This window comes from Moraxella canis, assembly GCF_034424565.1.
Taxonomy (GTDB): domain Bacteria; phylum Pseudomonadota; class Gammaproteobacteria; order Pseudomonadales; family Moraxellaceae; genus Moraxella; species Moraxella canis.
Window position 1 is genome coordinate 1,607,502 of sequence record NZ_CP139961.1, and the last position, 16,614, is coordinate 1,624,115.

Below are 16,614 nucleotides of genomic sequence, written 5' to 3' on the forward strand. Positions count from 1 at the left end.
TGAATTGTTAAAAATCTTATCTTAACTTTAAGGCAAATATCCCAAGGCTAGACATCAGCCGCCCTTTAAGGTCAGGCTGCGACCGCCATCCACAGCAAGAATTTGACCAGTGATATAGCTGCTTTGAATCAAAAATAACACAGCTTGTGCGATATCATCTGGCGTGCCGATCCGTTCAAGCGGGATGGATGCACTGATGGCGGCTTTGGTTTGGTGGTTTAATTGGGGATTGTGGCTGTCGGGGAAAATATTCGCCCCAGGTGCGACCCCATTAATCCGAATGCCTGGGGCAAGCTCAAGCGCTAAGCTCTGCACCATCATTTGATGCGCAGATTTTGCCATATTATAGATTGGATATCCAACAAAAGGCTTGGCGTCGGCATGAATATCAAGCAAGCTTACAATGCAGCCTTGGGCGGCTTTGAGCTTAGGTAGTAGCGCATGAGTCAAAAAAAGCGGTGCTTTGGCGTTCGTTAATAACAAATCTTCCCACGCTGCAAGCAAAGCGTCATGTGTATCACCCAAATCATTGGGATAAAAACTGGACGCATTATGGATGAGTACATCAATCCGTCCAAACCGCCTAGCGCATTGCTCGGCAAAGTGTGATAAATCGTTGGGATGATTAACGATATTCAAATCAGCACAAATGATGGCGGCTGAATCAGGGCGCAAGCGGTTTAGCTCATCATTTAATGCAGCTGCTTGGGCTTGGCTTTGGTGATAATGAATGATGACATTAAATCCTTCTTGGTGCAAAAGGCGCGTGATGGCAGCACCAATACGTTTTGCACCGCCTGTGATCAGAGCAATTTTGGTCATGTCGATTCCTTGATGATTGTCATATTTAAAAATCGGTCAGTGCAGATGCCGTCTGAAAATTCCCCAAAAGCCCATGCAAAGCTTGGGCGCGCAGACGTGATAGCTCATCGCCAATGGCTTTGCCTGTCAAGGCAGGATCAATGTCAGCAATCGTCACACTTTGATAGCGCGCGATGGCGTCAAATAGCCACTGCTTGGGATAGGTCAAAGGACTGCCTTGATGCGCATGGCAAGTATCATAAAGCTGTATGAACTGGGCGCTGTCCTTATGTGCTTGCGTGCGTTCGATCAAAGTCAGCAGCGCTTTACTGTCAATCGCTGGCAGAGCGATGAGCGCATCATGCAGGTTTTGAAAAGCTGTTACAAATTGGCAGATGTGCTTTGGCGCATTAAGCCGTGTCAGACAATCTGCCACATCTGTTGCTGGTAAGTTATTTAAAAGTACCGCCAGCCGCGATGCTAGTGGTAGATTAAGCTGGCATGCTTTTGTTAGGCGCGTCATAGCGGCTTGATAATTATCGAAATTGATAAAATGCTGAGAGAGCGCAGGTAGCACGGATGATAAAATATCAAGGTCATGCAGGCAGCGAATGAACTGGTCGCCTTGATTTTCCATCAGTGCCCTGGCAAATTCGGAGTACAGCCGCTCACGGCTCAAGCTGCTCATCTCACCTGAGCTTGCGATCGTCTGCATGAGGGCAGCGGTACTATCATGAATACTAAAGCCAAGTGGTGCAAAGCGGGCAAAGAATCTTGCCACACGCAAAACTCTGAGCGGATCTTCACTAAATGCAGGTGAGACATGCCGAAGGGTGCGATCTTGAACATCTTTTAGCCCACCATAAAAATCAAGCACTTCACCTGTCATGGGTGTATCATCGAACAGGTCTTTGACCTCTATCGCCAGTGCATTGATGGTCAAATCTCGTCGAATTAAATCCTCCTCAAGACTGACGCTTGGGTCAGCATGCACCTTAAAAGCTGTGTGCCCTGTGCCTGACTTTCTTTCAATGCGGGCTAAAGCGTACTCTGTCTGCGTCTTTGGATGTAAAAATACAGGAAAATCCGCCCCAACTTGTATAAAACCCAGATCAAGCAGCATCTGAGGCGTGGCACCCACAACCATAAAATCTTTATCCTTGACGGGTAATCCAAGCACGCCATCACGCACGGCACCACCAACTAAATATACTTGCATGGATAATCCTTATAAAGATGAAAAAATTAAATATAGCAATAATTTTCCAAAAATCCAATAAAAAATGCCAGCAATTCAGCTGGCATTTTGGTGCTAAGCAGTTTAGGCATCTGCTTTTTGGGCATCTGTGACGACGACGGCGGTCATATTGACGATACGGCGCGCTGTCGATGCAGGTACCAGGATATGCACAGGCTTATCTGCACCTAGCAGGATCGGACCGATGGCTGAGCCGCCACTGCTTGATTTAAGCAGGTTAAAGGTGATGTGTGCTGCATCCAGTGTCGGCATGATCAATAGGTTGGCTGAGCCTTGCAGGGTGCTAAACGGATGGCTTTGTTCGCGGACGCGTACATCTAAAGCGGCATCACCATGCATCTCACCATCAAACTCAAAATCTACATTCATGCCACGCAGGATCTGATAAGCTTCACGCATCTTGACCGCTGAGGCGCGCTGAGAAGTACCAAAATCAGAGTGCGACAGCAGCGCAACACGTGGCTCAACACCAAATCGGCGCACGCTTTGGGCTGCTAGCACAGTCATCTCGGCGATCTGCTCTGCCGTTGGATCTTCGTGAATATAAGGATCTGCAATAAACAGCGTACGATCTTGGAGAATGACACCGCTCATGGCGTAGTAGTCGCTTACGCCTTCACGCTTACCGATCACGCGGCGGACATAGTTTAAGTGTAGGTCATAATAACCAAATGTACCGCACAATAGACCGTCGGCATCGCCTTGCTCAACCATCATCGCACCTAGTAGCGAGCTTTTACGGCGCATATCACGGCGAGCAAGTTCAGCAGACACGCCCAAGCGATGGTTGGCTTGGTGGTAGTGTTGCCAGTATTGCTCATATTTTGGATTATTATTAATATCGACGACTTCGATACTGTCATCAAGCGTCAGACGCAGCCCCAGCTCTTTGATTTTGGCTGCGATGACATCAGGGCGACCGATGACGATCGGTTTTGCCATATTTTCATCAACAACGACCTGCACCGCACGTAAAACATTAGCATCTTCGCCTTCGGCATAGACGATGCGTTTTGGTGATTGCTTGGCTTGGGTAAAGACAGGCTTCATCGCCAAGGCTGAATTATAGACAAACTCAGACAGCGTTTGGCGATACGCATCAAAGTCTTCGATGGGCAGGGTTGCCACGCCAGAATCCATGGCAGCTTTTGCCACAGCAGGGGCGATATTAATGATCAAATTTGGCTCAAGTGGTCCAGGGATCAGATACTCACGGCCAAACTGCTTGTTTTCAGTGCTCTTATCGGTTTCAGAGAGCGACACTTCAGTGTGAGCCATAGCAGCGATGGCATACACACACGCGATCTTCATTTCTTCGTTTACGATGGTAGCACCCACATCTAGCGCACCGCGGAAGATGTACGGGAAGCACAGAGCATTATTGACCTGGTTGGGATAATCTGAGCGACCTGTCGCCATGATGACGTCAGGGCGGGCAGCGTGAGCCAGCTCTGGCATGATCTCAGGCGTTGGGTTTGCTAACGCAAAGATGATCGGGTCTGTCGCCATGCGCTTAACCATGTCTTGGGTTAAAATACCTGGACCTGATAGACCTAAGAAAAAGTCAGCATCATCAATCACTTGATCCAAAGTGGTGGCATCGGTATCTTGAGCAAATAGCTGCTTTGAGGCATCCAGATTATCACGGCGCGTGGTGATGACGCCGCGTGAATCAAGCACATAGATATTTGAGCGGCTGACGCCCAGCGCGATGATCAGCTCAAGACAGCTGATCGCTGCTGCGCCTGCACCTGAGCAGACTACCTTGATGTTGGCGATGTCTTTATTCACCAGTTTTAGGGCATTTAATAAAGCAGCAGCGGCGATGATCGCAGTGCCGTGTTGATCATCATGAAACACAGGAATATTCATGCGCTCACGCAGCTCACGCTCGATCTTAAAGCACTCTGGCGCTTTGATGTCTTCTAGGTTGATGCCGCCAAAAGTAGGCTCAAGGCTTGCCACGGCTTCGATGAACTTATCAGGATCGTTTTGATTGATTTCAATATCAAAAACATCGATGCCGGCAAATTTTTTGAACAACACCCCTTTACCTTCCATCACAGGCTTTGAGGCGAGTGCACCGATATTACCCAAGCCCAGTACCGCCGTACCATTGGTGATGACGCCGACTAAGTTATTGCGCGCGGTGTATTTGGCGGCAAGTTTCGGGTCTTTTTCGATTTCGATACAAGGCACAGCAACACCAGGCGAATAAGCCAAAGCAAGGTCGCGCTGGTTGGCGATTTTTTTGGTGGGAGTGACGGAGATTTTACCTGGGCGTGGATGCTCATGATAATGTAGCGCCGCTTGCTCAAATTGTTGTTTTTGTAGGTCGGCATTGGTGCTAAAAGCGGTGTCATCCACTTTTTGATCTCGGGTTGCTGAAGTCATAATATATCCATCATAATTGGGTCAATTTGGCGGATTTGATTGGCGTTAGCAGTTGCCATTCTCGCCGCCAAATATCACGATTGCTTGGTAAATTTTAGTTATTCTAGCATGATTTTTGGACTTGCGGTAGGCGAAACCCAGCCGATTACATGAAAAATTTTCAGGTGATATCAAACTTATCTTTTGCATACTGATTATGAATAAATTGCATATAAATAAAAATCGCTTCAGTGGCGCTGAAGCGATTTTAAGATCATATTGGGTAAGATCAGTCAGTTAGCATACGGGCAGCATCGAGCGCAAAATATGTCAAAATACCGTCGCAGCCAGCACGGCGAAAGCCTATCAGACTTTCTAAGATGACCGCATCGGTAAGCCAGCCATTTTGGATGGCTGCCATATGCATGGCGTACTCACCTGAGACTTGATAAGCATAAGTCGGTACGCCAAAGGTATCTTTGACTTCGCGCACGACATCCAAATACGGCTGTCCTGGCTTGACCATCACCATGTCCGCGCCTTCTTGGATGTCTAGCGCGACTTCGTGTAGGGCTTCTGCACGATTGGCAGGATCCATCTGGTATTGTTTTTTATGACCTTTTAAATTGCCTGATGAACCGACGGCATCACGAAATGGTCCATAATATGCCGAAGCATATTTGGCAGAGTACGCCATGATGGCAGTATTGACATAGCCGCCATCTTCTAGCGCCTGTCTCATTGCTTTGATGCGCCCATCCATCATATCACTTGGAGAGATGATGTCGGCGCCAGCCTGTGCGTGTGCTAAGGTCTGCTTAACCAACGCTTCGGTGGTGATATCATTGATGACATAGCCTGACTCATCGATGATGCCGTCTTGACCATGTGTGGTATAAGGATCAAGCGCAACATCCGTCATCACGATCATCTGTGGCACCGCGTCTTTGATGGCACGCACCGCACGCACAGCGAGAGTGTCAGCGTGATAGGCATCTTGACCATCGACAGTTTTTAGCTTGGGGTCAATGACAGGAAAAATATCAATCATGCGCACGCCAGCAGCATACAAGTCGCGCACATAATTAATCAACAAATCAATCGAGTAGCGATAAACATTGGGCATACTGCCAATGGGCTGCTTTTGGCTCATACCTTCGATGACAAAGACAGGCGCTATCAGATGACAAGGCGCCAAATGCGTCTCACGCACCATCTCACGAATGCCATCAGAGACGCGTAGTCGGCGCAGGCGAGTATGGGGAAATTGACGATTAAAAGTATACATAAAAGCCCTCAAATCTTAGCGTGTTTTGGTGATTATATCAAATTAAGAACAGTGGGGCGACTTCTTAAGCAGACGCAGCGAACTCATAGCAAAGCGCTCGATTTTCACTGGCGGGAAAACTGGCTGTCCAGGCACGCACATTATGCAAAACCATGCGATACTCACGCTGAGCGCTCAGCTGTCTTAAGCTTTGGTAAGGATCGGCTGACCGCGGCATAAAAATGCGCAGCTGTCTGTCATAGGCACGATTGAAATTGGCTTTTTGGCGAGCATTGAGCACAGGTGGGCAAATCTCGGAGAGAACTTGAATCAATGCCAGCTCATACTGTGTCGCTGTCAGATAAATCTCTTGGGTACTGACGGCTTGAGGGCTTGAGATGCGCTGATAGCGAGGCGTGGTATTATTTGCCGACGCAGCAGCACACACACCCAAACTTAGCATCACAATGAGCATCATCCCAAGTTTGTGAGCGCTACTTTGTACGCAGCTCAAAAACAAACGAGCGTTATCTCGTAGCGCTGCGACCTCAAGCCGAGGCGTTATCGTCATAAGAGGGGCTTTAAAAAGCACTTTCATTATCAAATCAATCAATTTTTGGGCTGGCTTATGATAAGTGCCTATGATAAGTTTTTTTAGTAAAAAAATCCCACACAATATGTATGTGTATTGTAGCATATCGCCCGATCTGGTAACACATTGGCAAAAGTTGGGGAGATTTCTTTCGCTTGATGCGCTTATTTTTCAATTTTTTGATAAAAATGCCTGATTTTTGACATTTTGGTGGATCGGTTTTGGATAAGGATTTGTGCTAAAATAGGCTTTTATATTCTCATTTAAAATAAAAATTATGTTAGAAAATCGCTTAATTGACCCAAATGCCAAAAAAGACGACGCCGCCGACCGCGCCATTCGTCCTGGCAGCTTGGATGAATACATCGGACAGCCCAAAGTGCGTGAGCAGATGCAGGTCTTTATTCCTGCTGCCAGAGCGCGCGGAGAGGCGCTGGATCATACGCTGATTTTTGGTCCGCCAGGCTTGGGCAAGACCACTTTGGCAAATATCATCGCGCGCGAGATGGGCGGTAATTTACGCTCAACTTCAGGACCTGTGCTTGAGCGGGCAGGGGATTTGGCGGCGATCTTGACCAATCTTGAGGCGGGCGATGTGCTATTTATTGATGAGATCCATCGACTCAGCCCTGTGATTGAGGAGATATTATACCCTGCGATGGAGGATTATCAGCTGGATATTATGATCGGTGAGGGTCCTGCCGCTCGATCGATTAAGCTGGATTTGCCGCCCTTTACTTTGGTGGCTGCCACCACACGCGCAGGGCTTTTGTCGGCACCTTTATTTGACCGCTTTGGGATTGTGCAAAGGCTTGAATTTTATAATGTTGAGGATTTGACCACGATCGTCAAGCGTTCAGCCAGACTCTTGGGGGTTTTGATGGATGACGGTGGGGCGTTAGAAGTGGCGCATCGTAGCCGAGGGACGCCGCGCATTGCCAATCGCTTGCTAAGACGCGTACGCGACTATGCTGAGATCAAGGGTAATGGTGTGGCGACGGCAGATATTGCTTCTGCGGCGCTAGATATGTTGGCTGTGGATAAGCAGGGTCTAGATCAGCTGGATCGCCGTTATTTGGCGGTGCTGTCTCAAAGATTTCATGGTGGTCCTGCAGGCGTGGAAGCTTTGGCAGCGGCGATGGCTGAGGATCGTGGAACGCTTGAGGATGTGATTGAGCCATATTTGTTGCAGCAAGGCTATATCCAGCGCACCAGTAAAGGGCGGATTATCTCAGATAAGGTGGTGCAGATGGATGTGCTTGAGTAAGATTGTTTAAAATCGCTATGAAATCATGGTTTATTAGATCAATTTTTTATCAATAAAACCCCCACTATCCAGCAAGATAATGGGGGCTTTATTTAAATATTAATCAATCATCTTTCTAAGATACACACGACGCCTTGACCGCCGGCGGCACAGATAGAGATCAGCGCTCTACCTGAGCCTTTTTGAGCCAGTAGTTTGGCGGCACTTGCCAAGATGCGTCCGCCTGTCGCTGCAAATGGATGACCTGCCGCTAAGCTTGAGCCATTGACATTGAGCTTGCTGCGATCGATGCTGCCCAGTGGTGCATCTAAGCCCAAGCGAGTTTTACAGAAAGTCTCATCTTCCCAAGCGGCTAGAGTTGACAGCACTTGAGAGGCAAAGGCTTCATGGATTTCATAAAAATCAAAATCTTGCAAAGTCAAACCTGCACGCGCCAACATCTTAGGCACTGCATAAGCAGGCGCCATCAATAGACCTTCGGTCAAACCTTCTTTACCGATAAAATCCACTGCCGCTGTTTGCTGATGAGTGATATAAGCAAGCGGCTCATAGCCATGTTCTTTTGCCCATGCTTCATTTGATAGCAGTACCGCAGAGGCGCCATCGGTCAGCGGCGTAGAGTTGCCCGCGGTCATGGTTGGGTTGGCGTTTTTCTTGCCGAAAGCAGGTTTTAGGGTTGCTAATTTTTCAAGGGTGGTATCAGGACGCAGATTATTATCTTTGGTCAAGCCTTTGTATGGTGTGATCAAATCATCAAAAAAGCCTGATTCGTATGCGCGCGCCAAGTTTTGATGGCTTTTATAAGCAAGTTCATCTTGATCAGCTCGGCTAATGTTCCACTCAAGGGCGGTGATGGCTTGATGCTCACCCATCGATAAACGAGTGCGCGGCTCACCATTTTGAGGAAAGGCTAATAAATCTTTTGGATTGATTGTGCTGATTGCAGATAAGCGTTGTTTGGCAGTTTTGGCATTACCTAAGCGAAGTAGCGGCTTACGCAGACCATCACCTAGCTCAATCGGTGCATCAGACGTGGTATCGGTACCACCTGCAATGCCGCTGTCGATCAGACCAAGCGCGATTTTATTCGCCACCGCAAACGCTGCTTGTAGTCCAGTGCCACACGCCTGAGACAGATCATAGGCAGGCGTCGTCGCAGGCAGATCGGTATTAAGTACCGCTTCACGGGTTAGGTTTAGGTCTCGGCTGTGCTTAAGCACAGTACCTGCCACGACTTCACCAATTTCTTTACCTGCCAAATCAAAACGCGCGACCAAACCATCTAAAGCGGCGGTCAGCATATCTGTGTTACTGGCATCAGCATACACGCCATTACTGCGTGCAAAAGGAATGCGATTACCGCCCAAAACGGCAACTTTATTTAAGCTCATAAAATATCCTTAAGATCGTTAATAAAAATGAAAAGCCGAATCATATCGAAGCTTGAGCAATTCACGGCTTAGCTTAGCATTATTAGCGCGCCCTGTGGGAAATTTTCGGGTTTTAATTACAAATTATTATACAAAAAATATTTTGTATAACCAAATATAAATAAATGGCAGTTTTTGAGTATTAAGTTTGTACCGATTTCTTCAAATTCATGATTTTATGGTACAATAAATTGTCATATTCTATCGTTTCGTTACGCTGTGAGCACAATGTGCCACCGCGACCGAGCGATCATATCATTCATTAAACATTAAAATTAGGAGTCCGCTGATGAGCGATCGTTATGGAGAATTGGTTCAGTCACCATTGGGTAAAAAAGTTGCCAAAAATTTAGGTTTGCCGATGCCGATGAAGCTTGACCGTTATGAAGCCGGTCAGCCTGTGGTGCGCGGCGAAGTTGCCTTGGGTGTGGCAAGCGGTGATGATACCGCTGTGCAGAGTGCATTGGCTGAGATTTTGGGTGGTTATGAAGCCAAAGTCAATACCGATGCCACTTTCACCAACCTAAAAACCACTTCGCTCAGCGATCGCCTAAAAGATGACAATGCTCGTTTTAAGGTGGCGATCTTTGATGCCACGAACATCAAAAGCACTGATGAGCTTAAGCAAGTGTATGACTTTTTTCATCCGATTGCTCGCCGTATCAAGGCGTCGGGCAGAGTCCTTGTGATTGCGCGTCCTGACTGCTGCACAGGTGATGATATTGGCTTTAGCTTGGCGCAGCGTGCGGTGCTTGGCTTTGTCAAATCTATCGCCAAAGAATTTAAGCGTGGTATCACTGCACAAGTGATTTATGTGCAAAAGGGCGCTGAAAGCGAGCTTGCGCATACGCTTGAATTTTTTATGTCAGCCAAATCTGCCTATGTCTCAGGTCAGCCGATTTATTTGACCAAGGCTGTTGCCAAGACTGAGGAGTCTCTTCAGGGTAAAAAAATCCTAGTCACAGGCGCAAGCCGTGGCATCGGTCAGGCGATCGCAGAGGTGCTGGCTCGTGATGGCGCCAAGGTGTACTGCCTAGATGTGCCTGCCAGTCTCGCCAATCTACAAAAAGTCGCAGGTCAGATTGGTGGTCATGCGCTGCCACTGGACATTACAGCTGAAGATGCCGGTGAGCAGATCGTGCGTGCTTGCGGTGTGCTTGATGGCGTGGTGCATAATGCTGGTGTTACTCGTGATAAGACCTTGGCTAAGATGACCGAAGATAAATGGAATTTGGTCATGAACATCAACTTAGGCGCCATTCACCGCGTGAACGATTATTTGATCAATCACAATGGGCTGAGTGACGCTGCGCGTATCGTGTGCGTATCGTCCATTTCAGGCATCGCCGGCAACTTGGGTCAGTCAAATTATGCCATGAGTAAAGCAGGCGTTATTGGTCTGGTTGAGGCGACTGCCAAGGTATTTGAAGACTCAGCACGCACCATTAATGCGGTGGCGCCTGGCTTTATTGAGACCAAAATGACAGGTCAAATCCCATTTGCCATCCGTGAAGCAGGTCGCCGTATGAACTCCATGAGTCAAGGCGGTGAGCCTGTGGATGTGGCAGAAACCATCGCTTGGCTATTGTCACCTAAGGCTGGCGGTCTCAACGGTAATGTGGTGCGCGTCTGTGGTCAAAGCGTACTTGGTGCTTAACCTGCCTTAAGCTTGGCATTGGAGGGTATTGACCATCCAATGCCTTGCTAATTTATCATTTATTAAGCCATCATAGGTCATGAAGGAAAAAATTATGTCGGACAAACATTTTAGCGAATTGCCAAAAATGCACACGACCTACGCCAATGTCATCAAAAGCTTACTGCCGTCTTCGGACACCAAGGCAAAAGATCTGCCAAGCTCAGTCTATACAGTGGATAAGCTTGCCATTGATCAAAATAACTTGCGCGACTATCGTAAGATTTGTGGCTTTTTGGATGATGGGCGTGTGCCAGCGACTTATTTTGCAGTGCTGTCACAAACGTTGCAAATGAACATGATGGCAAAGCCAGATTTTCCTTTTGCCATGCTTGGACTGGTGCATGTCGAAAACAGCGTCACTCAGCATCGTGTGATTTTTGATACAGAAACGGTGCGTCTGTCAGTGCGCTTGGATAATTTGCGTGCGCATGATAAAGGGCAGCAGTTTGATTTTGTGACGACTGTCTGGGTGGATGAAGAAATGGTTTGGGAAGGCGTATCCACTTACCTATCTCGTCAAAAAAAATCCAAAGAGCAAAGACAAGCTGCCAAGCCAGAGGCTATCAAGCCTGTTTTTTCAAAGCCTGACAAATCGGATGAGGGGCTGTTTTTGGCGATCAATGTTGAAGAGGATATCGGTCGTAGATATGCCTTTGTCTCTGGTGATTTTAACTTGATTCACTTACACCCTCTGTCGGCGCGTGCTTTTGGCTTTCCCAAGGCGATCGCTCATGGTATGTGGACTAAGGCGCGCTCACTGGCTGCCATGAGTCGTCATTTTGAGCTGCCTGCAGCATATCGCGTGGATGTGTCATTTAAATTGCCTGTATTTTTGCCATCTAAAATTGAGCTGATGACCGATACGCCTGATGAGCTTGGCATCGAATTTGGGCTATATGCCAAAGACGGCGAAAAAGTGCACTTGGTGGGCACGCTTGCCTATTTATGATGAGTGATTCATCTAAGCGCTTGATTTACATTCATTTAAGCGCTTTGGTTCATAAAAATTGATATCTATCACAGCTATGCTTGAACAAGACTTTACACAGGTGCTAAAGGCACTACAGTTTGATGATGCGCCTGCTGGTGGGGCATTGGTCATTTATAAAGATGGTCAAGAGGTGGTTAATACTGCCACGGGGCTTGCATTGCCAGATTTGCCGTGGTCATCGCAAACTTTATCGGTAAATTTCTCGATCGGTAAAGGGGTGCTGGCAACTTTGGTTGCTGCGCTTGTCCATCAAGGTCTGCTGGATTATGAAGCGCTTGTGAGCGATTATTGGCAAGAGTTTGCCCAAAATGGTAAGAACGATATTCGCCTTAAGCAAATTTTATCGCATACCGCAGGGCTATTTGATATCAGCTCAGTGACGACGGATGCTGATTTACTGCTTGATTGGGATGGGATGCTAGAGCGCATCGCAGCCATGCCTACGAAAGTTCCTAAGTCGCAAGAAGAGCACCAGTATGCCAGTGCTTATAGTGCGCTGGTTTCAGGCTGGGTGCTTGGTGGGCTAATCGAACGCGTCACCGGCATGACGCTCAATGAAGCGCTGAAGGAGTATTTGGCTCAGCCCTTAGGGGTGGTTGGTGAGCTGTATTTTGGTGTGGATGATGCTTTGGTTCATCAAATTGCCAAACCTGAGCGCTATTTTTATGAACAGCCCAGCAAAAACTCCCCTCGCCGTAAGCCTGTTCTGAAGCCTGACAGTGATCAAGTCCTAAACACTTTGGCAAACCTACCAGTCAGTCATTTATGGCGTGAGTCATTGGGCGATAAGCCGATCAGCACTGCCAATATCAATCGCTTGTATTTTGATACGGCTTACATGAACCTTGCTAATTATAAAAATGCACTCATGCCAAATGCCAAAGATGGGCTAGAGTACCATCGCCGTGATGTGCTGACAGCCACCGTGCCTGCCGCAAATGGCGTCTCAACTGCCAATGCTTTGGCGCGCATCTATGCCATGCACGCAGCTGATGGCGTCTGGCAAGGGCGCACGATCATTGGAGCGGATACATTATCCAAAATGCGCACAATCCAGACAGATGGCTATGACGCGGTCATGCCGGCAAATATGCGCTGGCGGATGGGATTTCATCGAGTGTTTAGCTTGCAGGCTGCTCCAGAGGGCTATGGGCATATGGGCTATAATGGCTCGGTTGCTTTTTGTGATCCTAGTCGTCGTTTGGCGTTTGTGTTTATCCATAATTTTGATACCACCATGCTCAATGATGTGCGACAATTTGCATTATCCGAGATGGCTTTGGCAAATCTATGAATAAAAAGCTAGCAGTCGTCTTTGGCTGACTTAACACAATCGGCTGCCTTTTATTAAATTATTTTAATCATTGTTATCAGGAGTCGTCATGAACGAACCACGTCAATTAAATGTCATGATTTCAAGCGAGGAAATCGCCGCCAAGGTCAGAGAGCTGGGCGCACAGATCAACGCGCGCTATGCAGACAGCGACAAAGAGCTGGTATTGGTTGGTCTGTTGCGCGGTTCGGTAATTTTTATGGCGGATTTGTGCCGTGCGATTGATAAGCTGCACGAAATTGACTTTATGACCGTTTCAAGCTATATCAATAAGACCACCGTATCTAGCGGCGATGTCAAGATTATCAAAGATTTGGACAGCGAGATTAAGGGTAAAGATGTACTGATCGTTGAGGATATCATCGATTCAGGACGCACTTTATCAAAAGTGGTTGAGATCCTACAAACGCGCGAGCCGAACTCTATTGAAATCTGTACCTTGGTAAGTAAGCCATCGCGCCGCGAGATTCCGATGGCGGTGAGTTTCTGCGGCTTTGAGGTTGAAGATCGTTTTATTGTGGGCTATGGTCTGGATTATGATCAAAAATACCGCCACTTACCATTTATCGGTGAAATTGGGCTGTAAATCAGTAAAAGCGCATTTAAAAACCAAAACCATCTTAATTTAAGATGGTTTTTTATTGATCAGCGTGTGGTGGTTGGCATGATCAGGGCATTGACGGTTTCTAGCATGCAGGGTCTGAGCGAGTGCAGCACGATTTTTTGGGCAACTTCAGCGCGCGCATTTGGATCAATGGCAGCTGTGCTAAGTTCAGTCAAGCTGACCGCTTCAGGGGCTTTATCAGCGACGCAGCCACATGTGGTCTCTGAAATCTTGGCTTGAGATTCTAAAGACAATTTCATGGTGGCAATTTTCCAATATTGATGATTGGTCAGCTGAGTTTGGCAAGTTTGTTTGACTGCGTGCTTTATTAAACTGGTTCCTAAATTGGCAGAGCTATTTTGCTGACTGTCATCAGAGGTGCTGGCACAGCTTGCTAAGGCAAAGGCAGTTATCATCGCGGCGGCAAAATGTAAAACTTTCATAAACATCTCTCCTTTAAATAAGCTTATCTTAACACGGATAGCTCTCAACCAAAATATCACACCTAAAAATAAAACCAAATCCAGTCAGGATTTGGTTTTATTGAGTCATTCCTGTAGTGATTAAATGCTTGAATGCTTATTCTACTTGACTGACATCACGCACCGCGCCAGTGTCTGCACTGGTCGCCATCGCGGCATAGGCGCGCAGCGCTTGAGAGACATAGCGCTCACGATTCACAGGTTTCCATGCGTTTTTACCTTTGGCGATCATGGCGCTGCGGCGCTCGGCAAGCACATCATCAGAGACATCCAAGTGAATGCGGCGGTTTGGGATGTCGATATGAATGGTGTCAAACTCTTCGACCAAGCCAATCGCACCCCCTTCGGCAGCTTCAGGACTGGCGTGCCCGATGGATAAGCCTGAGGTGCCGCCTGAGAATCGACCGTCGGTCAAAAGCGCACAGGCTTTGCCAAGACCTTTTGATTTAAGATAAGAAGTTGGGTAGAGCATCTCTTGCATACCAGGTCCGCCTTTTGGACCTTCATAGCGGATGATCACAATATCCCCTGCGACGATTTGATCGGCTAAGATGGCTTCGACAGCTGAGTCTTGGCTTTCAAACACTCTGGCGCGACCCGTGAAAGTTAAAATGCTTTCATCAACACCTGCAGTCTTGACCACGCAGCCGCGTTCAGCGATATTACCGAATAATACCGCCAAACCGCCGTCCTGAGAATAGGCGTGCTCTTTTGAGCGGATGCATCCTGATTCTCGGTTTAGGTCAAGATTGCCCCAAACTTTATTTTGGCTAAAGGCTTCGGTGGTGCGTACACCACCAGGCGCAGCGATGTAGCGTTCGCGCGCTTCTGTATTATCAGGATTCATCACATCCCAGCGCGCCAGCGCCGCTGCCATAGTGGGGGCGTGGACAGTTGGCACAGAGGTGTCCAAAAGATTGGCTCTGTCAAGTTCTGCTAAAATGCCCATCACGCCGCCTGCACGGTGTACATCTTCCATGTGGTATTTTTGGGTCGCAGGCGCGACTTTTGATAGGCAGGGCACTGATCGAGATAGGCGGTCAATGTCCGCCATCTTAAAGTCCACGCCTGCTTCGCTGGCTGCTGCCAACAGGTGTAAGATCGTGTTGGTCGAGCCGCCCATCGCGATATCTAAGCTCATGGCGTTTTCAAAGGCGGCTTTGGTGGCGATGCTTCTTGGCAGTACTGAGCTGTCATCGTTATCATAATAGCGCTTGGTGATCTCAACGATCATTCGACCTGCTTCTAAGAATAAGTCCTTGCGCTTGGCGTGCGTCGCCAATAACGAACCGTTACCAGGCAAAGATAAGCCTAGCGCTTCGGTTAGGCAGTTCATTGAGTTGGCAGTAAACATGCCCGAACACGACCCACAGGTTGGGCAGGCAGAGCGCTCCACATGTGCCACATCTTCATCGCTGATCAGATCATCTGCCGCATCGATCATCGCATCGACCAAGTCCAGTTTGCGTACTTTTTGACCAGAGTCGTTGGTGATGGTTTCATGTGCCATGTGACCATCTTTGGTTTCGCCAGCGAGTACCTTGCCAGCTTCCATCGGACCGCCAGACACAAAGATGGTGGGGATATTTAGACGCATCGCTGCCATCAACATGCCTGGGGTAATTTTATCGCAGTTTGAGATACAGACCAATGCGTCCGCACAATGGGCATTGACCATATATTCAACACTATCGGCAATCAAATCACGGCTTGGCAGCGAATACAGCATGCCGCCATGTCCCATCGCAATCCCATCATCGACAGCGATGGTATTAAATTCCTTGGCGACACCGCCTGCCGCTTCGATCTCACGAGCGACCATTTGCCCCAAGTCTTTTAGATGCACATGACCTGGCACAAACTGCGTAAATGAGTTGGCGATGGCAATGATCGGCTTATCAAAATCGCCATCGGTCATGCCTGTGGCGCGCCATAGCGCACGCGCACCTGCCATATTACGACCTGCGGTAGAAGTTTTTGAGCGATAAATTGGCATAACAATTCCTTATCTGATGGCTTTGAGCTGCCTGGTGACAGAGTTTGCCTGCGTATTAGGGCTTGACAGTCACGAGGCAGCTTTTTGTTTGGCTAATTGTTGTTATTTTAGCACTTTTTATAGCCAAAAACCTGTTTGATTTTTTGTAATACACATAAATATTAGTTATCAATCATTATTAGTTATCAATCATTGATCAAATGACTAATTTTGGCTGATTTATCAGATTTTATCATAAAATTACAAAAGCCAAACACACCCACTAAACTTAAAAAACTGTAATAAAAACAAAATTTTATTCACCCATTTGAGTAAGAATTGAGCAAACATCGCTCAAAACTTGGGCAAGGATGTCTCTGTAGATTTGCAATAAAGCATCATTCTTGTTAGGCTTATGGCTGCAACGGATTGATATTTAATCGTATTTTGTCATTTAAAAAAGTTTAGATCAGATTTAAAAGCTTAAAAGTGTTCAAATAAAGCAGGCTTATTATGCCACTTGTGTTTGTGTGACTTGTCAT

13 protein-coding genes are annotated in these 16,614 nt (G+C 47.4%); 5 read left to right on the top strand and 8 right to left on the bottom strand.

All coding sequences use genetic code 11. From position 1 onward, the window contains the following. Positions 1-54: 54 nt before the first annotated feature. From U0021_RS07350 to U0021_RS07370, 5 genes are all read right to left on the bottom strand, one after another. On the bottom strand, positions 55-822 hold the full coding sequence (locus tag U0021_RS07350; RefSeq protein ID WP_114800623.1) for a pteridine reductase: 768 nt from the start codon (positions 820-822) through the stop codon (positions 55-57). Between the two features lie 25 nt (positions 823-847). After that, on the bottom strand, positions 848-2,020 hold the full coding sequence (locus U0021_RS07355; protein ID WP_114800624.1) for a tRNA nucleotidyltransferase: 1,173 nt from the start codon (positions 2,018-2,020) through the stop codon (positions 848-850). Between the two features lie 102 nt (positions 2,021-2,122). Continuing rightward, the gene (locus U0021_RS07360; RefSeq protein ID WP_114800625.1) at positions 2,123-4,453 is read right to left on the bottom strand and encodes an NADP-dependent malic enzyme; all 2,331 of its coding nucleotides are present in this window, start codon (positions 4,451-4,453) and stop codon (positions 2,123-2,125) included. 268 nt (positions 4,454-4,721) lie between these two features. Then, positions 4,722-5,720 carry a porphobilinogen synthase gene (hemB, locus tag U0021_RS07365; RefSeq protein WP_114800626.1) on the bottom strand — a complete coding sequence of 333 codons (999 nt, stop codon included), beginning with the start codon at positions 5,718-5,720 and terminating at the stop codon, positions 4,722-4,724. 64 nt (positions 5,721-5,784) lie between these two features. Continuing rightward, positions 5,785-6,270, bottom strand: a complete 486-nt coding sequence (locus U0021_RS07370) for an MCR_0457 family protein (protein WP_227538711.1) — start codon at positions 6,268-6,270, stop codon at positions 5,785-5,787. Between the two features lie 298 nt (positions 6,271-6,568). Between U0021_RS07370 and ruvB the strand changes: the two genes are divergently transcribed. Further along, a complete protein-coding gene (gene ruvB / locus U0021_RS07375) occupies positions 6,569-7,558 on the top strand; it encodes a Holliday junction branch migration DNA helicase RuvB (protein WP_114800628.1) in 990 nt (329 codons plus the stop codon). Between the two features lie 107 nt (positions 7,559-7,665). Here ruvB and U0021_RS07380 read toward each other — a convergent pair whose 3' ends face one another. Then, on the bottom strand, positions 7,666-8,949 hold the full coding sequence (locus U0021_RS07380; RefSeq protein ID WP_114800629.1) for an acetyl-CoA C-acetyltransferase: 1,284 nt from the start codon (positions 8,947-8,949) through the stop codon (positions 7,666-7,668). 328 nt (positions 8,950-9,277) lie between these two features. Here U0021_RS07380 and U0021_RS07385 point away from each other — a divergent pair, with 328 nt between their 5' ends. From U0021_RS07385 to hpt, 4 genes are all read left to right on the top strand, one after another. Next, positions 9,278-10,645: a 3-oxoacyl-ACP reductase gene (locus U0021_RS07385; protein ID WP_114800630.1), complete on the top strand. Its 1,368-nt coding sequence runs from the start codon at positions 9,278-9,280 to the stop codon at positions 10,643-10,645. Between the two features lie 94 nt (positions 10,646-10,739). Beyond that, positions 10,740-11,636 (top strand): MaoC family dehydratase, encoded by an 897-nt coding sequence (locus tag U0021_RS07390; protein WP_114800631.1) that lies wholly within the window; start codon positions 10,740-10,742, stop codon positions 11,634-11,636. 76 nt (positions 11,637-11,712) lie between these two features. Next, positions 11,713-12,972, top strand: coding sequence for a serine hydrolase domain-containing protein (locus U0021_RS07395; RefSeq protein ID WP_114800632.1), 1,260 nt, complete (start codon positions 11,713-11,715; stop codon positions 12,970-12,972). Positions 12,973-13,060: 88 nt separating this feature from the next. After that, positions 13,061-13,597: a hypoxanthine phosphoribosyltransferase gene (gene hpt / locus U0021_RS07400; protein ID WP_114800633.1), complete on the top strand. Its 537-nt coding sequence runs from the start codon at positions 13,061-13,063 to the stop codon at positions 13,595-13,597. Between the two features lie 59 nt (positions 13,598-13,656). Here hpt and U0021_RS07405 read toward each other — a convergent pair whose 3' ends face one another. Beyond that, positions 13,657-14,058: a hypothetical protein gene (locus tag U0021_RS07405; RefSeq protein WP_114800634.1), complete on the bottom strand. Its 402-nt coding sequence runs from the start codon at positions 14,056-14,058 to the stop codon at positions 13,657-13,659. Positions 14,059-14,194: 136 nt separating this feature from the next. Next, positions 14,195-16,093, bottom strand: a complete 1,899-nt coding sequence (gene ilvD, locus U0021_RS07410) for a dihydroxy-acid dehydratase (protein WP_078255270.1) — start codon at positions 16,091-16,093, stop codon at positions 14,195-14,197. Positions 16,094-16,614 lie beyond the last annotated feature (521 nt).